Source organism: Klebsiella sp. K5-204, from assembly GCF_030128585.1.
GTDB classification, from domain to species: Bacteria; Pseudomonadota; Gammaproteobacteria; order Enterobacterales; family Enterobacteriaceae; genus Klebsiella; species Klebsiella quasipneumoniae.
Genome location: NZ_JAKUZS010000003.1, coordinates 389,030 through 411,787, shown reverse-complemented (window position 1 = coordinate 411,787; position 22,758 = coordinate 389,030). Strand labels below are relative to the sequence as shown.

Sequence of the window (22,758 nt, the reverse complement as noted above, 5' to 3'; positions counted from 1 at the left end):
CTTTCCATAATTGCCTATCTGGTTCACAAAATTCGCTCTGCGACGAATATATTCGTGAGACTGATCACATAAAATAACAAGAATGCCGCCGGAAGCCGGCAGCAGAGCGGAAGAAAGAGAAAGTGAACAGGTGCCGTCGGAGGATAAGCCCCCGACGGTGAGGGGGTCAGCGCTCGGTTTCCGCGAGCTGGCGTTCGTACACTTTAAAGAAGGGGCGATAGAGCATCCAGGCGTTAAACATCGCGAACAGGCTCATGCACAAATTTTTCCAGCTGCCGTTCGCCGACCATGCCGCCCCCAGCGGGGAAGGCATCGACCATGGCAGCATCGCCACCGCGCGGTCGAGGATACCCAGCTGAGTTAAATACCATGCGATACAGGCATTTATCAGCGGAACAAAGAGAAACGGCAGTAAAAAAACCGGGTTCATGATTACCGGAAAACCAAACAGTATTGGCTCGTTGATATTAAACAGCGACGGCAGCAGGCCAATTTTTGCCACGCTTTTCAGCTGCCGCGAGCGGCTGCGCATCGCCATCAGCACCAGCGGCAAAGTGGAGCCGATACCGCCGATCAGCAGGTAAAAATCCCAGAACCCCTGCAGATAAATATGCGGCAGCGTTGGCGAACCCGCCGCCAGCGCCTGCTGATTTTCAAACAGATAGGTCATCCAGAAGGGGTTCATAATCCCGGTGATGATCAGCGCGCCGTGGATACCGATAAACCAGAGTAAGTTACAGATAAATAAAGAGATCAGTACCGCCATCAGCGTGTCGGACGCCAGCACCAGCGGCCGCACCGCTTCGCTGATTAACTCCGGTACGATGCGTCCGGTGGTCTGCAGCAGTATGGCATTCATCACGCTTATCGACAGCATCACCACCAGCAGCGGGATCAGCAGTTGAAAGCCATTGCGAGTCATCAGCGGCACTTCATCAGGCAGGCGGATACACCAGCCTTTTTTGTAGAAAAAACGAATTATCTCAATGGAATAGGTACTGGATATCAGGGCGGTAAATATCCCCATACCGCCGAGATAAACGTTGCTCACCGCAGTCTCGCGAAAGCCGATAAACAGCAGAAAAGCCAGACACCCGGTTAAACCGCAGAGCCGTTCCGGCAGACGGTACTGCTTGGCGAGACTGGCGCTGGCGCCGAAGGCGACAATCAGCGCCACCAGGCCAATGGTTAGCTGAAAGGTCGGCAGCAGGATAGGCCGCAGCAGCAAATAGACCTGGCCGAAACGCGAGGCGCCGTCGATGGAAACGGGCGGAAACAAAATGGGCACCAACAGGCTGCCAACAATCACAAAGGGCATTGCCAGCGCAAAGCTATCGCGCATCGCCGTAATGTGGTTGTTGCGCGTCAGAACATTCGCCAGCGGCGCCAGCCGCTGCTCGATGATATCCACGGCCACATTCATTAACTGAATGTTCATACTCCTACCTTTGCGAATGGTTGTCTCGCCGGGATGATCGCCCACAACACCGGAAAGTGAAAGCCTGCCATAGGTGATCATGGTCACAATTAATAAATCCACAAATGGAAAGCGCTTTCCGTAATGCATCCATTTTGACTATAGTCCGCACATCCAATCTCATCAGGAGCGGTACTTATGAAAAAAATTATGTTGTGTTGTTCGGCAGGCATGTCCACCAGCCTGCTGATGAAAAAAATGATTGCCGAAGCCGAACAGCGGGGCCTGCCGGTAGAGATCAATGCCTATGGCGTAGCGGAGTTCGCCGAACAGGTTGGCCATTATCAGGTGGTGCTGCTGGGGCCGCAGGTGAAATACATGCAGCAGGATCTGCAAAAACAGGCGGATAAATACGGTATCCGCGTCGAACCCATCAATATGATGGACTACGGCATGCAAAAAGGCGCCGCGGTCCTCGATTTCGCCCTTTCCCTCATTGAAAACAAGAACTAAGGAAAGAACATGAGCTCTCTGTACGCTAAACTGATCGATGTGATCGAACGGCAGATCACGCCTATGGCGGGGGCGATCGGCCAGCAAAAATACGTCACCTCGATCCGCGACGGTTTTATTACCGCCCTGCCCTTTATGATCGTAGGCTCGTTTTTGCTGGTATTTATCTTTCCGCCGTTTTCTCCGGATACGACGTGGGGCTTTGCCCGCGCCTGGCTGCAATTTTCGCTCGATCATCGCGATGCGCTGATGCTGCCGTTCAACTTCAGCATGGGGGTGATGACCCTGTTCATTGCCGTCGGGATCGCCGCCAGCCTCGCCAAGCACCATCACCTGGACTCGCTGACCGCCGGGATGCTGTCGCTGATGTCGTTTCTGCTGGTAGCCGCGCCGCTGAAAGATGGCCAGATCTCTACTGCCTACTTCTCCGGTCAGGGGATATTCACCGCCATTCTGGTGGCCATCTATTCCACCGAGCTGTACGCCTTCCTCAAGCGGCATAACATCACCATTCGTCTGCCGCCGGAAGTGCCTGCCGGGGTGGCGCGCTCGTTCGAGATCCTGATCCCGGTGCTGGCGATCATTCTGACGCTGCATCCGCTGAACCTGTTTATCGAGGCTCAGCTGGGGATGATCATTCCGGAAGCGATCATGTCGCTGGTCAAACCGCTGGTCGCGGCTTCCGATACGCTGCCGGCCATTCTGTTGTCAGTGCTGGTCTGTCAGGTGCTGTGGTTCGCCGGGATCCACGGCGCGCTGATCGTCACCGGGATCATGAACCCCTTCTGGATGGCCAACCTGTCGGTCAATCAGGCGGCGATGGCCGCTGGCACCGCTATCCCGCACATCTATGTCCAGGGCTTCTGGGATCACTATCTGCTGATCGGCGGCGTCGGCTCAACCCTGCCGCTGGCGCTGATGCTGCTGCGCAGCAAGGCCGTACATCTGCGGACGATTGGCCGGATGGGGGTCGTGCCGGGGGTATTCAATATTAACGAACCGATCCTCTTCGGCGCACCGATCATCATGAATCCGCTGTTTTTCCTGCCGTTCGTGCTGGTACCGATGGTCAACGCGACCCTGGCGTACTTTGCGCTGAAGCTGGACCTGGTCAGCCGCGTAGTATCGATGACGCCGTGGACAACGCCGGCGCCCATCGGCGCCTCGTGGGCGGCGAACTGGAGCTTTAGCCCAGTGATCCTGTGCCTCATTTGTATGGCCACCGCCATGGTGATGTACCTGCCATTTCTCAAAGCTTACGAAAAACAGCTGCTGGCCCAGGAGCGTGAAAACGCCGTCGGCCAGGCTGATAACGCGGCGCAAACCGCTTAACGCTAACGATTCAGAGGATAATCATGGAATTAGAAGAACAGGTGATGGGGATCATCATCAACGCCGGCCAGTCACGTAGCCTGTGCTACGAAGCGCTGCACGCCGCTAAAGCGGGTGATTTCGCCACCGCCGACGCCAAAATGCAGGAAGCGGCCCATTATTCCCGCGAAGCTCACCTTGTACAGACCCAGCTTATCGAAGCTGACGAAGGCGAGGGAAAAACCAAAATGACGCTGGTGATGGTCCATGCTCAGGATCACCTGATGACCTCCATTCTGGCGAAAGAGCTGATTGCCGAACTGATTGCGATTTACCGCGCGCAACCGCTTCACGCCTAGCGCCTTGCCCGGCCAGACGTGCTGGCCGGGTCTGAATCCCCGAGGTCACTATGTTACATCTTGGAATAGATATTGGCGGCACCAAAATGGAAGCCGTACTGCTGGACCCGGCAGGCGAATGCGTCCAGCGCCTGCGTCGGCCGACCCACAAAGATAGCTATGACGCCTTTATGCGTCAGTTGCTGACCCTGATTGCCGATATTCGCGCGGTCAGCCCCCAGCCATTCACTCTGGGGATCGGCCTGCCCGGGGCAATCGATCCGCAAAGCGGACGCATTAAAAACTGCAACTGCCTGGTGCTCAACGGCCACGATCTGCGCCGGGATATCATGCAGCAGCTTGGCCAGCCGGTGTGGATGGCAAACGATGCCGACTGCTTCACCCTTTCGGAGGCGGTGGATGGCGCCGGCGCCGGGGCCGCCACCGTCTTCGGGGTGATTATCGGTACCGGCTGCGGCGGGGGGATCGCCGTTCATCAACAGCTGCTTAGCGGTCCCAACGCTATCGCCGGGGAGTGGGGGCATAATCCGCTGCCGGGCTATACTTCTGAGCGGGATGGCCCGCCGCAGCCCTGCTACTGCGGCAAAACGAACTGCATCGAAAGCTTTCTCTCCGGCACCGGCTTCGCCCGCCGCTACGGGGAACAAGCGCGTGCGGAGGCCATTGTCGCCGCGGCGCAAAACGGCGATCCGCGCGCGCTGGCCCACTGGCGACACTTTATCGATGCTTTTGCCCGTAGCCTGGCGTCGGTGATCAATATTCTCGACCCGCAGGTGATTGTGCTGGGCGGCGGTCTGTCCAACGTCAGCCAGATCTATCGCGATCTGCCTGCCGCCATCGTGCCGTGGATCTTCTCCGACAGCTGCCGCACGCAGATCAAACCGGCCCGCTTCGGCGACGCCAGCGGCGTACGCGGCGCGGCCTGGCTGCCCCGTCTGCCCGGCGCCGTGGACGGGCCACGGTAGACACTTTTTTCAGCAGGTATGTTAAGCTAGGCGAAAATGTCCAGACAGAAAAAGCCATGCCAACGATTGATGATGTTTCAAGATTAGCGAATGTCTCAAGAGCGACGGTTTCCCGCGTGCTGACCGGCACCCGGGGCGTGCGCGAAGAGAGCCGGGAAGCTGTGCTGCGGGCCGTTGAAGAACTCAACTATCGCCCGAGCTTTGCCGCGCAAAACCTCGCCAGTCAGACATCCAGCCACGTTGGTCTGGTGATTTCCGCGCAGGACGAGAGCAACGGCGCGCGTCTGCTGCCGCTCCTCTCGCAGGCGCTGAAAGGGCTGAATAAAAGCCTGCTGGTCCAGTATGTCAGCGATCCGGTAGAGCAGGCGGCGGCGATCGACGATCTGCAGCGCCAGTGCGTGGCGGTGGTGGTGCTGGGCGCCGTTGCTGCCGACGCGCCGCGCAACGTTATCGCCTTTGACCGTTTCGGCGTCGCCGGGAGCAACAGCCAGGGCTATGACTTCGCCTTCGCCACTGAAAGCGCCTGCCGCTATGTGATTGGCAAGGGACACCGCAACATCGCCCTGCTGGTGGACAGCGATAGCGACGATGCCAGCCGCCAGATGATGGAAGGCTACCGCAACGTTCTGCAGAACTACTCCATTCCTTTTAACCGCCAGCTGGTGCTGACGGCCAACGATGATGTCGAACAGGCGCTGCTGACCTTAATTAACAGCTTCAGTAAATACTCAGTCATTATCGTTAAACGTGACCGCTACGCGGCTGAGGCAATGCGCCTGCTGCGCGAATTCACCATCGCCGTCCCGCAGGAGGTCTCCCTGCTGAGCCTTGAGGATTCCCCGCTCGCCTCGCTGCTCTACCCACCGCTGACCTGCATCTCCTGGCCACTGGAGGCGCTGCTGGATAACTGTATTCAGCGTATCCGCAGCCTGATTGACGACCGGCCAACCTTCACCGCCGAGGGCCGCTCGCTGGCTGGCCGCCTGATCCCGCGCCAGTCGGTCGCCGATATCTCTTGATCTTCGCCCGGTTCGCGCCGGGCCAGCCTTATCTCTCCACTTTCTTATCGCTTTCGTTTCCCGGCTCATTATTACCCACTCATGCAAATAAGAATTATTTTCATTTGTAAATAGCTTGTGCTATATAACATAGCATTGGCTATAAACGCTGGGAAATTAACCACATCATTGCGAGGGATCCTATGCTGCACCTGACACCGCTGAAATCATTGCTGCTGGCCAGCGCGCTGGCCCTGCTGGCCGCGGCGCCGGCCTCGGCGCAGGAGAAATTCAGGGTTATCACCACCTTCACGGTTATCGCCGATATGGCGCAGAACGTGGCCGGCGATGCCGCCGTCGTCAGCTCCATCACCAAACCGGGCGCGGAGATCCACGACTACCAGCCTACCCCCGGCGATATCAAACGCGCGCAGGGGGCGCAGCTGATCCTCAGCAACGGTCTCAATCTCGAACGGTGGTTTGCCCGCTTTTATCAGCACCTGCAGGGCGTCCCGGAGGTGGTGGTCAGCGAGGGGATCCAGCCGATGGGCATCAGCGCAGGCCCCTATAGCGGAAAGCCCAATCCCCATGCCTGGATGTCGGCAGATAACGCCCTGATCTATGTCGATAATATTCGCGATGCGCTGGTGAAATACGATCCGCCTCACGCCGACACCTATCGCCGCAACGCCGAGGCCTATAAAGAGAAGATCCGCCAGACGATGGCGCCGCTGCAGGCCAGACTGGCGCAGCTGCCGGCGGATAAGCGCTGGCTGGTCACCAGCGAGGGAGCCTTCTCCTATCTGGCCCGCGACTATGGCCTGCGCGAACTGTATCTGTGGCCGATTAACGCCGACCAGCAGGGCACTCCGCAACAGGTGCGCAAGGTTATCGACACCATGAAGAAAGAACAGATCCCGACCATCTTCAGCGAAAGCACCATCTCCGATAAACCGGCGCGTCAGGTGGCGCGCGAAGCCGGCGCCCACTACGGCGGCGTGCTGTATGTCGATTCGCTGAGCGCCGCCGACGGCCCGGTGCCGACCTGGCTCGACCTGCTGCGCGTCACCACCGAAACCATCGTCAACGGTATCCAGGACGGGATGAGGAAACAGCCATGAATACTGCGCAAGCGGGTCTGTATGTCGACCAGCTCACCGTCACCTGGCGCAACGGCCACACCGCCCTGCGCGACGCCTCGTTCAGCGTACCGCGCGGCTCCATTGCCGCGCTGGTGGGGGTTAACGGCTCGGGTAAATCCACACTGTTTAAAGCACTGATGGGCTTTGTGCGCGTCGGTCACGGCGAGATCGCCATCCTCGGCCAGCCGGTCAACCGCGCGCTGCGCCAGAACCTGGTCGCCTATGTCCCGCAGTCGGAAGAGGTGGACTGGTCCTTCCCGGTGCTGGTGGAGGATGTGGTGATGATGGGCCGCTACGGCCATATGGGCTGGCTGCGGCGGGCAAAGCCGCGCGATCGCGAGATTGTCGATGCCGCGCTGGCCCGCGTGGGCATGAGCGAGTACCGCCATCGGCAAATTGGCGAGCTCTCCGGCGGGCAGAAAAAGCGCGTCTTCCTTGCCCGCGCCATCGCTCAGCAGGGCCAGGTGATCCTGCTGGATGAGCCTTTTACCGGCGTCGATGTGCAAACCGAAGCGCGGATCATCAGCCTGCTGCGCGAGCTCCGCGATGAGGGCTGTACCATGCTGGTCTCCACCCATAATCTCGGGTCCGTAAGTGAATTTTGCGATTACACGGTGATGGTAAAAGGCACCGTGCTGGCCAGCGGCCCGACAGAAACCACCTTCACCGCCGAGAATCTGGAGCGGGCTTTCAGCGGCGTACTGCGCCACGTCTCGCTCACCGGTGCGGAAACGCAGATTATCACCGATGACGAGCGGCCGTTTATCAGCCGGCGCGCGGCGGGAGACCCACGATGAGCTGGCTGCTGGAGCCGTTTGGCTATCACTATATGCTCAATGCGATGTGGGTGGCGGCGCTGGTGGGCGGCGTCTGCGCCTTTCTCTCCTGCTACCTGATGCTGAAGGGCTGGTCGCTGATTGGCGACGCCCTTTCCCACTCGATTGTGCCCGGCGTCGCCGGGGCCTATATGCTCGGTCTGCCGTTTGCCCTCGGCGCGTTTCTCTCCGGCGGCCTGGCGGCGGGCAGTATGCTGTTTTTGCAGCAGCGGTCGCGGCTGAAAGAGGATGCGATTATCGGCCTGATCTTCTCCTCCTTCTTCGGGATCGGGCTGTTTATGGTGTCGCTGAACCCGACGTCGGTGAATATCCAGACTATTATCCTCGGCAATATTCTGGCCATCGCCCCGGAGGATATTATCCAGCTGGCGGCGATCGGCTTTATCTCGATGGCGATCCTGCTGTTGAAGTGGAAAGATCTGATGGTGACCTTCTTCGATGAGCACCACGCCCGCTCGATTGGTCTGAACACCCGCGGCCTGAAGCTGCTGTTCTTTACCCTGCTGGCGGCCTGCACCGTAGCGGCGCTGCAGACCGTCGGCGCCTTTCTGGTTATCTGCCTGGTGGTCACCCCCGGCGCCACCGCCTGGCTGTTAACCGACCGCTTCCCGCGCCTGCTGGCCATCGCCGTCGCCATCGGCAGCCTGACCAGCTTCTTCGGCGCCTGGCTCAGTTACTACCTCGACGGCGCCACCGGCGGCATTATCGTGGTGGCGCAAACGCTGCTGTTCCTCATCACCTTTATCTTCGCGCCGAAGCATGGCCTGTTGGCCAACCGCCGCCGCGCCGGGGAGGCCGCATGCTGAATCTGATCCTGGCCCCGTTCCAGTTTCCTTTTATGGTCAACGCGATAACAGTATCGATGGTCGTTGCCGTGCCCTGCGCGCTGCTGTCAGTCTTTCTGGTGCTCAAAGGCTGGGCGCTGATGGGCGACGCGATGAGCCACGCGGTCTTTCCCGGCGTGGTGCTGGCCTACATTATCGGCATCCCCTTCGCCATCGGCGCGTTTATCGCCGGGCTGCTCTGCGCCGTGACGACCGGTTTTCTCGACGACAACAGCCGCCTCAAACGCGATACCATCATGGGAATCGTCTTCTCCGGCATGTTTGGCGCCGGGCTGGTGCTGTACGTAGCGATCCAGTCCGACGTCCATCTCGACCATATTCTGTTCGGCGACATGCTGGGGATCTCCCTCAGCGATATTGGACAAACGGCGGCTATCGCGCTGGTGATTGCGCTGATTATCGGGCTGAAATGGCGGGATTTTTTGCTGCACGCCTTCGATCCGACGCAGGCCAAAGCCAGCGGCCTGCGCGGCGGACTGCTGCACTACGGCATGCTGTGCATGATCGCCCTGACCATCGTCGCGACGCTGCAGTCGGTAGGGATTATTCTGTCGATTTCGCTGCTGATTGCCCCCGGGGCGATTGCGCTCCTGCTGGTACGGCGCTTTATCCACGCCCTGCTGCTGGCGGTGGCGGTAGCGGTCTGCTGCTCGGCGGGAGGGGTGTGGCTGGCGTTTTATCTCGATAGCGCGCCGGCGCCGACTATCGTGGTGCTGTTCACCGCGCTGTTTGTGGTCGCCTTTGTGACAAGCACGATCCGGGATAGTCAGAAACAGAAGGCTTCATCACCCATCCCCGGTGGCGGTTAACGCCTTACCGGGGCTACGCTTGCCCCCCGGCTGCGCGCAGCCCAGGCCGGGGAAAGGCCGCTATTTTTTCGGTCGATATTTTTCCGGCAGCGGCGGCACTGGCCGCCTGTCATCCAGCAGATGGCGAAGGGTCAGGATCGGGTGGCGCCAGAGCATTCGTGGCCCGGCCCAGCGCATAATCTGCTTCATCTCTTCGCGCTTCGCCGGCTGATAGCAGTGTACCGGACACTGCTTGCAGGCCGGTTTATTGTCGCCAAACACGCACTTATCAAGCCGCTTGTCGGCGTAGGCGTTCAGCGCCTGATAGTGTTCGCCGTCGTCGCGGGCATCCGGACAGCGGCGCTGATAAAGCCCAATCATCCGACCGATCGTCTGCTTTTCACGTTCGATGCGTTTGCCCACCGTCAACTTTCCTCCCCACACAAAGATGCATGAATAATACACCTTTTAAACGGGCCACGCAGCCGCTTTCCTAACGATTAGGTCGGGTTAGCGGGTTTATCAACATGCCCCAATGCTTTTTCCGGGAAGCAGACATCGCGCACCCGGCGTTTCAGCTCTGCCGCATCCGGAAAGCCGCCATCCTGCTTGCGCTCCCAGATCTGCTGGCCGTCGATATCGATAGTGAAGATCCCGCCGGTGCCCGGCACCAGCGTCACCGAGGCGATATCGGTGCTGAAGGTGTGTAACAGCTCCTGCGCCATCCAGCTGGCGCGCAGCATCCAGTTGCACTGGGAACAATAGGTGATGGTGATAGCCGCTTTTGAATTCATCGTCATCTCGCTCAGGCTGAAAGGGCACAGTGTAAACAAAGTGCAGTTTAAATGAGGAATACATGAATATTTTGTTGCAAACGATAATACCTATCATTACCATTCGCAATCAACAAATGGAGTAAGACCCTATCCGCAACGGAAAAGACGGAGCAACCTGCAACTCTGGAAGTAACGCGTGAGCCGATACTAATAACGATCAAGGCGTGGCGACTATGTACAAATCGACTCCGTCAGCAGCAGGGTGTAAAAAACGCCTGCTGGTGACCTCTTTGCTTGCAGCAATTTATCAAACTTCTGCCGTCGCAGCAGGCACTTCCGCCATCGGCGGCGAGGCGGTGGATGACACCTCGGAACAAATGACCGTCACCGCTCCCGCGCCGGCGCAAAAAGCCGGTAACGAGCACAGCATCAGCGCCCGGGAGCTGGAGGACAAAGGCGCTAACGATTTCGGCTCGATCATGCGCTATGAACCGCTCATCAGCGCCACCGGGGCCAGCGGCGGCTCCGGCAACGGCAAAAGCGGCTTCGACCGCGGGGGCTACACCGGCTACAACATTCGCGGCATGGAGAGCAACCGCGTCGGTATCGACGTGGACGGTATCGCCCAGCCCAACGCCACCGGCCGCGGCTACGTCGGCCGCTCGGGGCTCAATACCTTCGGCATCGGCCGCGATTATATCGACCCGTATATGTACGGCAGCGTGGATATCCAGTCCGGCGCCACCTCGACGGAAACGGCCAACAGCGCCATCGGAGGGAATGTCTCCTTCCGCCCGAAATCGGCGGATGATTACCTGCGCCCGGGCAAAACCAGCGCCTTCGGCTATCGCAGCGGCTACGACTCCGCGGATCGCAGCTGGCACAACGGGGTGACCGTCGCCGGCGGCGATGAGTTCCTGCGCGGCATTTTGGTCTACAGCCGCCGCGACGGCCAGGAAACCGAAAATAACAGCGACATCGTCGACGCCTACCCGGCGAACTGGCACTCCGATGCCTTTCTGGCCTCCGGGATCTGGCAGCCCAACGACGAGCACAAGCTAACCAGCACCTTCGACTATTACCACAAAACCAACCACACCCACTACGATACCTGGGATTCCAGCGGCAACAGCACCATCGGCACCGCCAACCAGACCAGCCAGACCCGACGCTGGGGCCTGAGCCTGAAGGATGACTGGACGCCGATGAATGACTACCTCGACAGCGTCTCCAGTAAAATCTATTACCAGCATACCGAAGCCCATGACTGGACGTATATGCCGGACAGCGTCACCCGCAGGATGCAGACGGTGAACTCCAACTACGACACCGACACCTGGGGCCTGCAGACCGCGCTGGCGAAAACCCTGGGCCGCCACGATCTGAGCGCCGGTTTCAACGCCAGCACCAGCAAAACCCAGCGGCCGTTCAGCCAGTCGCCGATCCCCAGCGTTTACAGCGAGATCATGCAGCCGGAGGCGGACAGCCGCAGCTACACTCTCGGCGGCTTTGTCCAGGATAAGATCAACTTCGACCTTGATAGCCACAACTTCGCCATCATTCCCGGCGTGCGCGTGGTGCATCAATCGACGAAGCCGGAAAATCTGTCCGACCTTGCCGCCAACAGCAGCGCGCTGACCGAATCGTCGGTGGCGAATCTGTACGGTAAAAACAGCGATACCCAGGTTCTGCCGTCGTTGACCTTCCAGTACGACCTCACCCCGCGCCTGATGACCTACCTGCAGTACCAGCGCGGCGCGCAGTTCCCCAACGCCAGCCAGCTGTATGGATCCTGGAACCTTGGGTCCAGCTACGCCGGCAGCCAGCAGTATGCCCTGATCGGCAATACCGATCTGAAGACGGAAACCAGCGATAATCTCGAGTGGGGGCTGAAGGGGGAAGTTACCGAAGGCATCACCCTGCGCACAGCGCTGTTCTACAACAGCTATAAGAACTTTATCGCCTATACCCGCTATACCCGGGCGAATAATCCGGGCCAGTTCACGAATGTGCCGTCGAACATCTACACCATTTATCAGGCGGAAAACCGCGATAAGGCCTATATCTACGGCGGTGAGATCAGCACCAAATTTAACTTTGGCACCTGGTTTGAGCAGGTGAACGGCCTGAGCGCCACCCTCGCCTTCGGCTATAGCGAAGGGAAATCGAAATCCAGCTACAGCGGCGATAAATACGTCGACCTCGACAGCGTAGCGCCGATGAAAGCTATCGTCGGCGTGGCGTGGGACGATCCGGCGAAACGCTACGGCACCGCCCTGACGGCGACCTTCGTCAAGGGGAAACAGGCGACCGCCACCAACCGCGAAAGCTACAGCAATAGCGGGTCCGCCATCGCCGATGCCAGCAACGACTATATGCGCGTGCCGGGCTACGGCATGCTGGACTGGACCGCGTACTGGCAGGTGGCGAAAAACGTGCGCCTCAATGGCGGGGTCTACAACCTCACCGATCGTAAATACTGGGATTACCTGAGCAGCCGCAATATCGAGACCGGCACCAACCAGGACGCCAATGATAAAGCGCTGGCGGTGATGCCGGGCCGCACCTGGCAGCTTGGGGTCAACGTCGACTTCTGATTGCCCGAAGAACAACTCACCTGCCCCGGCCCGCCGGCCGGGGATATTGAACATTGAGAAGGATATGATTATGCCCAATGCCCACCCCGATCTGTGGCAGCGCTACCAGGCCACTAAAGCGTCCAGCACCGCGAAATATGCCCGCGATATCGCCGCGGAAATGGGGATCAGCGAAGCCGAGCTGACCGCCGCCCGCCTCGGTCACGATGCCGTGCGCCTGATCGATGACGCCCGGGCGCTGATTGCCGCCCTTGAGCGCGTCGGTGAAACCAAATGCATCTGTCGCAACGAGTATGCCGTGCATGAGCAGGTCGGCCAGTTCACGCACCAGCACCTCAGCGGCCACGCCGGGCTGGTGCTCAACCCGCGCGCGCTCGACCTGCGTCTGTTCCTCAGCCAGTGGGCCAGCGCCTTCCATCTGAACGATAACGGTCGCCAGAGCATTCAGTTTTTCGACCACCACGGCGATGCGCTGCTGAAAGTCTATGCGACCACGCAGACCGACATGGCGGCCTGGGATACCCTGATCGCAGAACATCGGGTGGCGGCCCCGGCGCCGCTGGCCCTGCGCCCGCTGGAGCCGGTGAAATATGCCGAGAGCGCCGACGGCGCCGCCCTGGAGAACGACTGGCGCGCGATGACCGACGTACACCAGTTCTTCGGTCTGCTGCGTAAATATCAGCTTTCCCGCCAGCAGGCCTTCCGCCTGGTGAGCGACGACCTCGCCTGCCGCGTTGATCGCCATGCGCTGCCAGCGCTACTGGAGACGGTGCGCCAGGAAGGCAATGAAATCATGATCTTCGTCGGCAATCGCGGCTGCGTGCAGATCTTCACCGGCGCCCTGGAAAAGCTGGCGCCGATGCGCGGCTGGCTGAATATCTTCAATCCCACCTTTACTCTGCATCTGCGTGAAGAGAGCCTCGATGAAGTGTGGGTGACCCGCAAGCCGACCTCAGACGGACACGTCACCAGCGTCGAGCTGTTCGCCAAAGACGGCACCCAGATCGCCCAGCTCTATGGCCAGCGCAGCGAGGGCCACCCCGAGCAGGCGCAATGGCGCCAGCAGGTGGATCGTCTGACCCGCGAAGGACTGCCCGCATGATGCGCTGGTTACTGCTTCTCATCGCCTTCCCGTTGCTGAGCCACGCCGCCGTGGAGCGGCTCGTCACCCTCGGCGGCGATGTCACTGAGATCGTCTATGCCCTTGGCGCGCAACAGAGCCTGGTCGCCCGGGACAGCACCAGCAGCTGGCCCCCGGCGGCGCAAAAGCTGCCGGATGTCGGCTACCTGCGGCAGCTGAACGCCGAGGGGATCCTCGCGTTACGCCCGCAGCTGGTATTAGCGAGCGCCCAGGCACAGCCCTCGCTGGTTTTACACAAGGTGCAGGCGAGCGGCGTGAAGGTGGTTAACGTGCCGGGCGGCGAAAGCCTGGCCGCGATCGATAGCAAAGTGGCCGTCATTGCCGAAGCGTTAGGCAAAACCCCGGCGGGCGACGCGCTGCGCCAGCAGCTTCAGCAACAGATCGCCGCCATTCCAACGCAGCCGGTTGCTAAGCGGGTGCTGTTTATTCTCAGCCACGGCGGAATGAATACCCTGGTAGCCGGGCAACGCACCGCGGCCGATGGCGCCATTCGCGCCGCCGGGCTGCAGAACGCGATGCAGGGCTTCGACCACTATCGGGCGATGTCGCAGGAGGGGGTGGCCGCCAGCCAGGCGGATCTGGTGGTGATCTCCGCCGATGGTCTCAAAGGGATGGGCGGCGAAGCCGGGCTGTGGAAACTGCCCGGCCTGGCGCAGACCCCGGCGGGGCGTCATAAACAGCTGCTGACGATCGACGATATGGCCCTGCTCGGCTTCGGGCCGCGCACCCCGCAGGCGATAATCGCGCTGCGTGAAAAAGCGGAGCATCTGCCCTGATGCGCCCTGCCCTCGCCCGCCGTTTGCTGTTGATGACGCTGCTGCTGATCCTGCTGACGCTGTTCGCCACCACCCTTGGCGCGATGCGTTTGCCGCTGGCCAGCCTGCTGCCCGCCGGGGATGAGATGCTGCGCCACATCTGGCTGACCATCCGTCTGCCGCGGGTGCTGCTGGCCCTGCTGGTAGGCGCGGCGCTGGCCCTCTCCGGCTGCGTAATGCAGGGGGTGTTTCGCAACCCGCTTGCCGACCCGGGCCTGCTGGGCATCAGCAGCGGCGCCGCGCTGGCGGTGGCCAGCTGGCTGGTGCTCCCGCTCTCCGCAACGGGGCTGATCGCTCTGTATATGCCGATGCTGGCGGCGTTTATCGGCAGCCTGGCGGTGATGGTGGTGATTTTTATCCTCAGCCGGGCGGAGGAGGGGTCGCTGTCGCGCCTGCTGCTGGTGGGGATCGCCATCAACGCGCTGTGCGGGGCGCTGGTCGGCGTGCTGGCCTGGCTGAGTAACGACGCCCAGCTGCGACAGCTGTCGCTGTGGGGCATGGGCAGTCTGGGCCAGGCCGAGTGGCCGACCCTGTTGGTGGCTGCGACCCTGATCATCCCGGCGGCGCTGGCGGTGTGGTGGATGGCCTCCCGCCTGAATTTGCTGCAGCTCGGCGATGAAGAAGCGCACTATCTTGGGGTCAACGTGCGGGCGCTGCAGCGCTGGCTGCTGCTGTGCAGCGCGGTGCTGGTGGCCGCGGCGGTGGCCATCAGCGGCGTCATCGGCTTTATTGGCCTGGTGGTGCCGCACCTGATGCGCCTGTGGCTGGGGCCGGACCATCGCGGGCTGATCCCCGGCTCGCTGCTGGCCGGCGCGATCCTGCTTCTGCTGGCCGACACCCTGGCCCGCACCGTGGCGGCGCCGGCGGAGATGCCGGTCGGTCTGCTCACCAGCCTGCTGGGCGCCCCCTGGTTTCTGTGGCTGGTCTTTCGTCGGGAGAACCCCAAACATGGCTAATGAATATTGCGCGCAGGGGCTGGCGCTTCGCCTCGGCCAGCGGCAGATTATCGACAACATCTCCGTCGCGCTGCGCGGCGGCGAGATGACGGCGCTTATCGGGCCGAACGGCGCGGGCAAATCCACCCTGCTGCGGCTGCTGACCGGGTACCTGACCCCGGATAGCGGCACCCGCCATCTGGCGGGCACGCCGCTGGAGGCGTGGTCACCCGAGGCGCTGGCGCGCCGGCGGGCGGTCATGCTACAGCGCACGGCCCTGCAGGCCGACTGGACGGTGGAAACGGTCATCGCCATGGGGCGCTCGCCGTGGGGCCCGACCGCGGACCCGGCGGAGCTGGCGGCGGTAATGGCCGTCACCGGCTGCGATGACCTTGCCGGCCGCCGCTATCCCGCCCTTTCCGGCGGCGAGCAGCAGCGGGTGCAGCTCGCCCGCTGTCTGGCGCAGCTGTGGCGCGACGGCGCGCCGCAGGGCTGGCTGTTTCTCGATGAGCCCACCTCGGCGCTGGACCTTTACTATCAACAGCATCTGCTGCGCTTGCTCAAACGGCTCACCGCCGGCGGGCAACTGCACGTGTGCGTGGTGCTGCATGACCTTAACCTCGCCGCCCTGTGGGCCGACCGCATCCTGCTGCTTCACCAGGGCCGCCTGGTCGCCCAGGGGACGCCGCAGGAGGTGATCCAGCAGTCGGTTATCCATCGCTGGTACGGGGCGGATGTCCGTCTCGGCCAGCATCCGGACAACGCGGCCCCCCAGGTCTATCTGGCGCCGTAACTCCCGCGCGGCGCAACTGGAATCCGGATCGCGCCGCGCGCGTTCGTCAGTTTCCCTCGCCTGCCCATCTCCGTTATCATGTCTCATCCATGTGATAACGACGAAAACAACAAAATCGCAGCCATTTCAAATCAGGGATCTGGATAACACCCCATGAGCACAATTGACAATCTCGACGCCCACACGACGATGATGCAGCAGTATGCAATTAAATAATTAAGTCATTGTATTTTATGTTAATTTTAAAATTAATTAAAATTCAGCATACATATGGCATACATTTTATAATGTGTAAAAAAGTACTTTAAGATCATTCCGATTTCTGGTAAAAATTAGCTGTGGGACGAATACCTCACTTGATGAAAATGGAAGCGTTAAAGCAAGAAGATCTGTCCTTAAGTCTAGGACGACCGAGAGGTCTTTCTGGGTGCACTCTGGCGAGCCATGCGAAAGCTAGACCACGGAGTACAGTACACAGTTGGAAAAAGTTAGTGAAGGTGGGGTGGACTTTATACTCTTGCGTTGCTTCCCTCGGATTCAACTGCCCTTCCTGGCCGTGAGGACGCTAACTTTTATCTAAGAAGGATCACATGGCAAAGGATTTCTCTTTCAAAAACACTTTCACCCCCATTCAGAAGAAAGAAAGCTTACTTGCCTTGTTGGGTATAAGTGATATCGATAAATTTGAAAAGCTGATTTCCGATGGTGTAGAAAAAGCTTACTACATAAAGCCACCAATTGAAAAAAAGAACGGTGGTCATAGAATTGTCTACGCACCAAACCGAATGCTGAAATCGATTCTAAGAAAAATAAACAATAAAATTTTCAGCCAAATTAATTTTCCAGATTACCTTTATGGCTCCATTCCTGACAAAGAAAATCCTCGCGATTATATCTTGTGTGCCCAACAGCATTGCAAATCTAAAATCCTTGTGAAAATGGATATAGAAAATTTTTTCCCAACGATGAAGTCAAAATTTGTTTATCAAATTTTTAAAGAATTATTCAGATTTTCAGATGAAGTTTCCAATATATTAACAACTTTAACAACATATGAGGGTTTCGTTCCTCAAGGCGCACCAACGAGTACTTATTTAGCCAACTTATATTTTTATGATTGTGAGCCAAGCAAAGTCAGTTATCTTCGTAAACTTGGATTCAGATATACTCGTTTGATTGATGACATAACAATATCCCGTTTAAATAAAGAGGAAGATTGGAAGTTTGTTGAGTCTGTTATTTCTAACTTTATTAAACAAAAAGAATTGACTGTAAATAATGAGAAAACAAAACTTCTATCTGCTAAATCGCCACAATCATTTAAAGTTCACGGATTATGTATTGAGGATGATGCGCCACGATTTACTAAAACTGAAAGAACTAACATAAAAACGCAAGTACATCAAGTTGTAAGGACCGGTTATGGGCGAGATCAAATCCGAATGCAACCAAGTTATCACAAGAAATATTTCTCTGTGAAAGGTAAAATAACGAAACTTAAGCGTGTAGATTGCCCTGATTATCCAGTTCTTAAAAATCTTCTAAAAAAACATTGCGATCCTCTTCCTGAGCATAAAGAAATAAAAAGAATTAATCGTGTTATATCAAACTTGTCGAAAGATCATGTTAGCATTGGTCATACGGAAAGATACAAAAGTAGGTATTTTCAAGTTGTTTTTCGTTTAGATATATTAAAAAAACTATATCCAGTTGAAGCAAATGAGTTTAGAGCACGGTTAAGACAAATAGGTCCAACTAAGAATGAGAATTAAAAAGCCTTTAACTGATATAATTTCCTATACCATCATCATAATTGTAACATTGTGTTTCATCTCAATGATTACCGCTGCGATAATTGTCTGCGTAGATATAGTTAGGACAAGAGATTTACATCTTTGCTTCTCTGAAAATTGCGTATTAAATGCTCAGAAAATTTTTAAAACTCCAATATCTCTTCTGAAGCAATCATTAATACTCATACCTATTTTTGTATTTTTTATAGGCCTATATAATTATAAGCTGGCGATAATAAATGCGAAAAACAACAACACACTTAATAAAGAGCGTGATTTTTATTCTTATTTAAAAGAAAACACAAATGAACAAAAAGAATTGATAGAAATACTTAACAAGAAAAAACTGTACAACGCACTCTTTGATGAACACTTAAACTTCAAGACCGATGCCCAAGAAAAAATACGTTCCTATATTAAATTAAGAGGAACAACTGGCTTACTCGGCGCACTTAATGGTGATAAAAAAAATAATTACGAAGCAGTTCTAGCTTCTATTACAATACACTTCGGATTCAACATCGAAGAAGAAGTTGATATAGAACGCTTAGATGAAATCACTAATAATATATGTACTCTATTGATAGAGATCATTGAGGTATGGTTCAATATCAACATATCAAAAGAATAACTTCATATATCAAAGCAAGGGCTAACTTATCGAAGCTACGCTTCACTAAGTTCCCTTGCTTTTCTTCCCTTCGGTTGAAAAGGAAAACAAGTCTATTCTTTGATCACATAGCCGCTTCCCAGCTTCACTATCAGAAAACGAAGATAAAAGAATACAGATTCTTTAGAGAAAGTTAGCCACATGTTGCAAACCCCGCCACAAACGTGATATTGATCACATTTACAATAATTAAAGCTAAATCCTATTGATGTTATAATAATAAAATATCCACAGAAAGTCATTTCCCCTTAGCAAGGAGTCATTAGTGGGTGAAGAACGTGTAAGCGCACCCGTTTTAGTTCCACGCACTTTTTGAGATTTCCGCGGTTTCAGCCATCAGCCGGTATTCTTCCGGCGTCAGGTTATTCAGGGATTCGTGGGGGCGCTCGCCGTTATATTCAGCCAGCCAGCGCTCTGTAATTTCCCGTGCTTCATTCAGTGTTCTGAACAGATAAAAATCCAGTATTTCTGTTCTGTATGTCCGGTTGAACCGTTCGATAAAGGCATTCTGCGTTGGCTTGCCGGGCCTGATAAACTCCAGCATCACACCATGCTCTTCTGCCCATTGTGCCAGCGTCAGCGAGACCAGTTCCGGACCGTTATCCATCCGCATCTTTAGCGGATATCCGCGGTTTGCCACGATCCTGTCCAGCACTCTCACGACTCGCTGCGCCGGGATATTCAGGTCAATTTCGATCGCCAGTGCTTCGCGGTTAAAATCATCCACCACGTTGAAGGTCCGGAAGCGTCTGCCGCACACCAGCGCATCGTGCATAAAATCGATGGACCAGCTCTGGTTCATCACCTCTGGCGTCACCAGCGGAACCGGATTGCGCACTGGCAGGCGCTGTTTTCCCTTACGGCGAAAATTCAGTTTCAGCAGGCAGTAAATCCGGTGAACGCGCTTATGGTTCCAGCTTTTGCCCTGCCTGCGCAGCACCTGAAAAAGCTTTTTAAATCCGTATCGCGGATAGCGTTCAGCCGCCACGGTCAGCGCCATAATGACTGGCTCATCACGTTGCGTATCCGGCTGATAACGAAATACCGTCCTGCTCAGCGACAATATCCTGCATGCCTGACGTAAGCTCATGGCAAACTGCGCGGTCAGATAGCTGACCAGCTCACGCTTTATCGCTGGTTTTAAAGCTTTTTTTCAATAACGTCTTTCAATGCGCGGCACTCGAGGCTCAGGTCCGCAAACATCTGCTTCAACCGGCGGTTTTCATCTTCGAGGTCCTTCATCTTTTTGATATCAGAGGCTTCCATACCGCCGAACTTCGCTTTCCAGTTGTAGTACGAGGCCTCAGAAACCCCGGCTTCGCGGCACGCATCTTTGACGGTGCGTCCGGCTTCGACGGACTTCAGAACGGCAATGATCTGGTGTTCGGTGAATCGGGCTTAGCGCATGGCGATCTCCTCCAGGAACATAATCAGTATGCAGGAAGATCTCTAAATGTGAATGGTCCGCTTTACCGGGATACTTACACACCAACGTCGCCAGAAGCATCCATAGCTTTAGAAAAATTATTATTCCATGTATGTCTTAGCTGATGTCCGGCAAAATCACTGAGTTCTAATGATGTTTTTTTAATCTCACTAATGATGTTGTTATATCCACTCTTAGAGATTGGCTGACCTTGTGTTGGCCCTGATTTATGAGTAACAAATAGATAGCTATGTCTTCTGGCTTTCTTAAACTTACGTCTTTCATTTAGCATATAGTTGCGAATCTCTTTAAGTAAAACATCTGAAAGTTCTATTTTCCTTTCTAATGTTTTAACTAAAGGTTGCCTTCTTCGAGGATCAGATTTCTCATCAGCCCTTCTACGAATAGATATACTACCATCATGAAAATCGATATCTGTGATTTGCAGGTTAAGTAGCTCTCCACATCTGATACCTAATGTATAAAGTATGAGTATCATCAATCTGTTTCTAACCTGAACATCAGTGATGAACGGATTAATGTCTGAATTAATTTGAATTGTTTTTAATAATAAATCAATCTGCTCTTCATTTAGACCTTTATCTTCTACTGATAGAGCATTTCTTTTTTTCACTACTGGCCTTCTCTTTTCAATCTGCTTAATAAAAACGTTTATTCTCTCTTGATTTACATCTAAATCCATCAAAAGAATCTGACATAACCACTCAAGATAATTAGCCATAGATGTTAATCTAAAGTATTTAGTGGCTGGTCTAACTGATATATTATAATGTCTACTTTTACTGCGCTTTATTATATTAATTCTTTTTGTATTTATTGTGGTAAAATCCCTCAAGGCATCAATTTCGTTAATAGATAAAAATGATTGAGAAAGAATTCTATCTACAAGATCTATCCCCATATCTGATAGAAAATTATACAGCATGGAAATACTTGCTCCAACCAATTCTATTGTCGATATAGACTTCCCACAATTTCTATATTCATTAATAATGATATATATTAGGATAATGAAGCGGTACTCCGGTAGTTTTATTCAATACAACACAGAATCTTTCTCCACTATCCATTAAAAATAAACGCGTTCCTATTTTCTTCATTTCCTTACCTCTAATATTCAAATATTTATTTTACAAAATAAGTATAGCTGTATCATATGATATATTATCATATGAAAAAATTTACTATTCTTTTCAAATAAAGAACAATCTTCAACCCAATTAACATGCACTTTAAAGAGGAGAATAATTTACTTATTGTTATCAGTAGTACATAATGAGCATTGTATACACCTGATAGTAATCCCCCCCTGTCAATCCATTATAAATAAAGCACATTAAAATTATTTGCAAATACTTTAGTAAAAAATAAGAATATTATTTAGATGAATATTTACTTTTTTCAAAAAGCACTAAACTTTTTACATTCAATTTATATCAAACAAGAATTCTCGACTTATAATAGATAATAGTTCTTGCCAGGAATTCCATCTCATTTCTTGATTGGATAAGCTTAAACAAAAAATCAAAAACGGAAATTTGGTCAAGCATATCCATGCTCGCTAATAACATCCAACACATCTTACATTTCAGCAACAAAGAAGTAGCTTAACCACTCAATATATTTCTCACTCTCTTCCATTAACTCAATTTCTTCAACATAGTCCATCCCCCCTGAAAAACACCATTAATTCTGTATAACTGAGAGTTAAAATCCTATTGTTAAAACTACTGTTTAAACCATTGTTCATTTTAAATATAGAAGATAAAGCAAAAATTATGCTGCCAAAAAAATTAACTATTCTAATTTACCTCTCAATATATAATCACATCCTAATTAGTAATTTCAAATTTATTTTCATAAATGGATTGAAAATGATAAAATACACCTATCTCTATCACTCATTCTAAATGGAATTTTTATGAAAAAATTCACAAAGCCAACAACGAATACAATATTTATTGTGTCAGCTCTTGTTGGAATCTTCTCCTACATTTTCCCCAGAAGCTCTGATACTCAAAAGACAGATGACATCATTGGCGTATGGACATCAGATTATTCATATGATAGCGGAGGGATTATAATAAATATAAATGGAGAAACATCATACTTCTCTAATGGGAAATACAATGTTAATGCTGATATGTCTTTTCAACCAGATAGCGCAACCACCATAACCTTTGCTATTAACGGCGCTGGAGATTGGGATATTCACGATAAAGAATTGATAACAACACTTAATACTCTAAAGTCTATTCCTACTAAAATGATTTATAAAGGTAAGGTGTTAGGATCTCAAGATTTTGACATGATAGAACGAATTTCCAATCAGAAACTTAAGACCATAGAAGATTTCACAGCACCAGGCGCAAGTCAGTCTTACCTCATAAAAAATAATAATCATGATCAAAAGCTATTAGAGGGTATAAACCCATTTGGGAACAACTTTGATATAGTAATGAAAAGAGTAAAATAAGCAAGTTCTACAAGTTAAATGGTCGGTCTATATCGACCATAACTTGATATAAACCTTGGTCTTTATGGCAACTCTCATTAATCATAATTAGTCCTCTAGCGTATTATTAATCATATACTTCCCTTTTCAGTGTCCGAAGCA

General features: G+C 54.0%; 22 protein-coding genes. 17 read left to right on the top strand and 5 right to left on the bottom strand.

All coding sequences use genetic code 11. The annotated features are described in order from the left end of the window. Window positions 1-166: 166 nt before the first annotated feature. Window positions 167-1,438 carry a PTS sugar transporter subunit IIC gene (locus tag MKR05_RS10690; RefSeq protein ID WP_004151052.1) on the bottom strand — a complete coding sequence of 424 codons (1,272 nt, stop codon included), beginning with the start codon at window positions 1,436-1,438 and terminating at the stop codon, window positions 167-169. A gap of 177 nt (window positions 1,439-1,615) precedes the next feature. On the opposite strand from MKR05_RS10690, the gene MKR05_RS10685 reads away from it, so the two are divergent. From MKR05_RS10685 to MKR05_RS10645, 9 genes are all read left to right on the top strand, one after another. Beyond that, the gene (locus MKR05_RS10685; protein WP_002914979.1) at window positions 1,616-1,930 is read left to right on the top strand and encodes a PTS sugar transporter subunit IIB; all 315 of its coding nucleotides are present in this window, start codon (window positions 1,616-1,618) and stop codon (window positions 1,928-1,930) included. A gap of 9 nt (window positions 1,931-1,939) precedes the next feature. Beyond that, entirely contained in the window at window positions 1,940-3,262 is a 1,323-nt protein-coding gene (locus MKR05_RS10680) for a PTS cellobiose transporter subunit IIC (protein WP_002914981.1), read from the top strand. Window positions 3,263-3,285: 23 nt separating this feature from the next. Continuing rightward, window positions 3,286-3,600 (top strand): PTS lactose/cellobiose transporter subunit IIA, encoded by a 315-nt coding sequence (locus MKR05_RS10675; protein ID WP_002914983.1) that lies wholly within the window; start codon window positions 3,286-3,288, stop codon window positions 3,598-3,600. A gap of 50 nt (window positions 3,601-3,650) precedes the next feature. Continuing rightward, entirely contained in the window at window positions 3,651-4,565 is a 915-nt protein-coding gene (locus MKR05_RS10670; protein WP_048298114.1) for an ROK family protein, read from the top strand. A 56-nt stretch (window positions 4,566-4,621) separates the two neighbouring features. Then, window positions 4,622-5,584 (top strand): LacI family DNA-binding transcriptional regulator, encoded by a 963-nt coding sequence (locus MKR05_RS10665; RefSeq protein ID WP_048298115.1) that lies wholly within the window; start codon window positions 4,622-4,624, stop codon window positions 5,582-5,584. 182 nt (window positions 5,585-5,766) lie between these two features. Next, window positions 5,767-6,684 carry a metal ABC transporter substrate-binding protein gene (locus tag MKR05_RS10660; RefSeq protein WP_044524511.1) on the top strand — a complete coding sequence of 306 codons (918 nt, stop codon included), beginning with the start codon at window positions 5,767-5,769 and terminating at the stop codon, window positions 6,682-6,684. After that, entirely contained in the window at window positions 6,681-7,502 is an 822-nt protein-coding gene (locus MKR05_RS10655) for a manganese/iron ABC transporter ATP-binding protein (RefSeq protein WP_048298116.1), read from the top strand. The genes MKR05_RS10660 and MKR05_RS10655 overlap by 4 nt, the downstream gene beginning before the upstream one ends. Beyond that, the gene (sitC, locus tag MKR05_RS10650; protein ID WP_023290804.1) at window positions 7,499-8,347 is read left to right on the top strand and encodes an iron/manganese ABC transporter permease subunit SitC; all 849 of its coding nucleotides are present in this window, start codon (window positions 7,499-7,501) and stop codon (window positions 8,345-8,347) included. The genes MKR05_RS10655 and sitC overlap by 4 nt, the downstream gene beginning before the upstream one ends. Then, a complete protein-coding gene (locus MKR05_RS10645; RefSeq protein ID WP_048298117.1) occupies window positions 8,341-9,195 on the top strand; it encodes a metal ABC transporter permease in 855 nt (284 codons plus the stop codon). The genes sitC and MKR05_RS10645 overlap by 7 nt, the downstream gene beginning before the upstream one ends. A 60-nt stretch (window positions 9,196-9,255) precedes the next feature. Here MKR05_RS10645 and MKR05_RS10640 read toward each other — a convergent pair whose 3' ends face one another. Beyond that, the gene (locus tag MKR05_RS10640) at window positions 9,256-9,597 is read right to left on the bottom strand and encodes a nitrous oxide-stimulated promoter family protein (protein WP_023290806.1); all 342 of its coding nucleotides are present in this window, start codon (window positions 9,595-9,597) and stop codon (window positions 9,256-9,258) included. Between the two features lie 77 nt (window positions 9,598-9,674). Continuing rightward, entirely contained in the window at window positions 9,675-9,968 is a 294-nt protein-coding gene (locus tag MKR05_RS10635; protein WP_004205627.1) for a SelT/SelW/SelH family protein, read from the bottom strand. Window positions 9,969-10,183: 215 nt separating this feature from the next. On the opposite strand from MKR05_RS10635, the gene MKR05_RS10630 reads away from it, so the two are divergent. The 7 genes from MKR05_RS10630 (at window position 10,184) to MKR05_RS10600 (ending at window position 18,655) form a co-directional block, all read left to right on the top strand. Then, window positions 10,184-12,547, top strand: coding sequence for a TonB-dependent receptor domain-containing protein (locus MKR05_RS10630; protein ID WP_048298118.1), 2,364 nt, complete (start codon window positions 10,184-10,186; stop codon window positions 12,545-12,547). A 70-nt stretch (window positions 12,548-12,617) separates the two neighbouring features. Then, window positions 12,618-13,649, top strand: coding sequence for a hemin-degrading factor (locus MKR05_RS10625; RefSeq protein WP_023290808.1), 1,032 nt, complete (start codon window positions 12,618-12,620; stop codon window positions 13,647-13,649). Then, complete coding sequence (locus MKR05_RS10620; protein WP_048298119.1) at window positions 13,646-14,464, top strand: hemin ABC transporter substrate-binding protein; 819 nt, start codon at window positions 13,646-13,648, stop codon at window positions 14,462-14,464. Before MKR05_RS10625 ends, MKR05_RS10620 begins: the two co-directional genes overlap by 4 nt. Then, window positions 14,464-15,459 (top strand): iron ABC transporter permease, encoded by a 996-nt coding sequence (locus MKR05_RS10615; protein WP_048298120.1) that lies wholly within the window; start codon window positions 14,464-14,466, stop codon window positions 15,457-15,459. The genes MKR05_RS10620 and MKR05_RS10615 overlap by 1 nt, the downstream gene beginning before the upstream one ends. Continuing rightward, window positions 15,452-16,231, top strand: coding sequence for a heme ABC transporter ATP-binding protein (locus MKR05_RS10610; RefSeq protein WP_048298121.1), 780 nt, complete (start codon window positions 15,452-15,454; stop codon window positions 16,229-16,231). The genes MKR05_RS10615 and MKR05_RS10610 overlap by 8 nt, the downstream gene beginning before the upstream one ends. A gap of 590 nt (window positions 16,232-16,821) precedes the next feature. After that, window positions 16,822-18,003 carry a reverse transcriptase family protein gene (locus MKR05_RS10605; RefSeq protein WP_077263846.1) on the top strand — a complete coding sequence of 394 codons (1,182 nt, stop codon included), beginning with the start codon at window positions 16,822-16,824 and terminating at the stop codon, window positions 18,001-18,003. Further along, complete coding sequence (locus tag MKR05_RS10600) at window positions 17,993-18,655, top strand: retron Ec48 family effector membrane protein (RefSeq protein ID WP_048298122.1); 663 nt, start codon at window positions 17,993-17,995, stop codon at window positions 18,653-18,655. The genes MKR05_RS10605 and MKR05_RS10600 overlap by 11 nt, the downstream gene beginning before the upstream one ends. Window positions 18,656-18,989: 334 nt before the next feature. On the opposite strand, the gene MKR05_RS10595 is transcribed toward MKR05_RS10600, so the two are convergent. Together MKR05_RS10595 and MKR05_RS10590 are read right to left on the bottom strand one after the other, a co-directional pair. Next, window positions 18,990-20,071, bottom strand: a protein-coding gene (locus MKR05_RS10595) for an IS3 family transposase (RefSeq protein ID WP_228703139.1) whose coding sequence is annotated in 2 segments (ribosomal slippage) — window positions 18,990-19,840 and window positions 19,840-20,071 — 1,083 coding nt in all. Because the reading frame shifts where the segments join, the coding sequence is not laid out codon by codon here. 104 nt (window positions 20,072-20,175) lie between these two features. Continuing rightward, complete coding sequence (locus MKR05_RS10590; RefSeq protein ID WP_077263847.1) at window positions 20,176-21,066, bottom strand: site-specific integrase; 891 nt, start codon at window positions 21,064-21,066, stop codon at window positions 20,176-20,178. Between the two features lie 996 nt (window positions 21,067-22,062). Between MKR05_RS10590 and MKR05_RS10585 the strand changes: the two genes are divergently transcribed. Beyond that, entirely contained in the window at window positions 22,063-22,617 is a 555-nt protein-coding gene (locus tag MKR05_RS10585; RefSeq protein ID WP_048298124.1) for a hypothetical protein, read from the top strand. Window positions 22,618-22,758: the final 141 nt, after the last annotated feature.

Coding starts and splice junctions, on each gene's coding strand:
- MKR05_RS10590 (WP_077263847.1), bottom strand. CDS start 21,066: ATGCTGTATAATTTTCTATCAGATATGGGGATAGATCTTGTAGATAGA.
- MKR05_RS10670 (WP_048298114.1), top strand. CDS start 3,651: ATGTTACATCTTGGAATAGATATTGGCGGCACCAAAATGGAAGCCGTA.
- MKR05_RS10630 (WP_048298118.1), top strand. CDS start 10,184: ATGTACAAATCGACTCCGTCAGCAGCAGGGTGTAAAAAACGCCTGCTG.
- MKR05_RS10610 (WP_048298121.1), top strand. CDS start 15,452: ATGGCTAATGAATATTGCGCGCAGGGGCTGGCGCTTCGCCTCGGCCAG.
- MKR05_RS10685 (WP_002914979.1), top strand. CDS start 1,616: ATGAAAAAAATTATGTTGTGTTGTTCGGCAGGCATGTCCACCAGCCTG.
- MKR05_RS10615 (WP_048298120.1), top strand. CDS start 14,464: ATGCGCCCTGCCCTCGCCCGCCGTTTGCTGTTGATGACGCTGCTGCTG.
- MKR05_RS10605 (WP_077263846.1), top strand. CDS start 16,822: ATGGCAAAGGATTTCTCTTTCAAAAACACTTTCACCCCCATTCAGAAG.
- MKR05_RS10620 (WP_048298119.1), top strand. CDS start 13,646: ATGATGCGCTGGTTACTGCTTCTCATCGCCTTCCCGTTGCTGAGCCAC.
- MKR05_RS10645 (WP_048298117.1), top strand. CDS start 8,341: ATGCTGAATCTGATCCTGGCCCCGTTCCAGTTTCCTTTTATGGTCAAC.
- MKR05_RS10635 (WP_004205627.1), bottom strand. CDS start 9,968: ATGAATTCAAAAGCGGCTATCACCATCACCTATTGTTCCCAGTGCAAC.
- MKR05_RS10585 (WP_048298124.1), top strand. CDS start 22,063: ATGAAAAAATTCACAAAGCCAACAACGAATACAATATTTATTGTGTCA.
- MKR05_RS10690 (WP_004151052.1), bottom strand. CDS start 1,438: ATGAACATTCAGTTAATGAATGTGGCCGTGGATATCATCGAGCAGCGG.
- MKR05_RS10660 (WP_044524511.1), top strand. CDS start 5,767: ATGCTGCACCTGACACCGCTGAAATCATTGCTGCTGGCCAGCGCGCTG.
- MKR05_RS10675 (WP_002914983.1), top strand. CDS start 3,286: ATGGAATTAGAAGAACAGGTGATGGGGATCATCATCAACGCCGGCCAG.
- MKR05_RS10680 (WP_002914981.1), top strand. CDS start 1,940: ATGAGCTCTCTGTACGCTAAACTGATCGATGTGATCGAACGGCAGATC.
- MKR05_RS10600 (WP_048298122.1), top strand. CDS start 17,993: ATGAGAATTAAAAAGCCTTTAACTGATATAATTTCCTATACCATCATC.
- MKR05_RS10665 (WP_048298115.1), top strand. CDS start 4,622: ATGCCAACGATTGATGATGTTTCAAGATTAGCGAATGTCTCAAGAGCG.
- sitC (WP_023290804.1), top strand. CDS start 7,499: ATGAGCTGGCTGCTGGAGCCGTTTGGCTATCACTATATGCTCAATGCG.
- MKR05_RS10655 (WP_048298116.1), top strand. CDS start 6,681: ATGAATACTGCGCAAGCGGGTCTGTATGTCGACCAGCTCACCGTCACC.
- MKR05_RS10625 (WP_023290808.1), top strand. CDS start 12,618: ATGCCCAATGCCCACCCCGATCTGTGGCAGCGCTACCAGGCCACTAAA.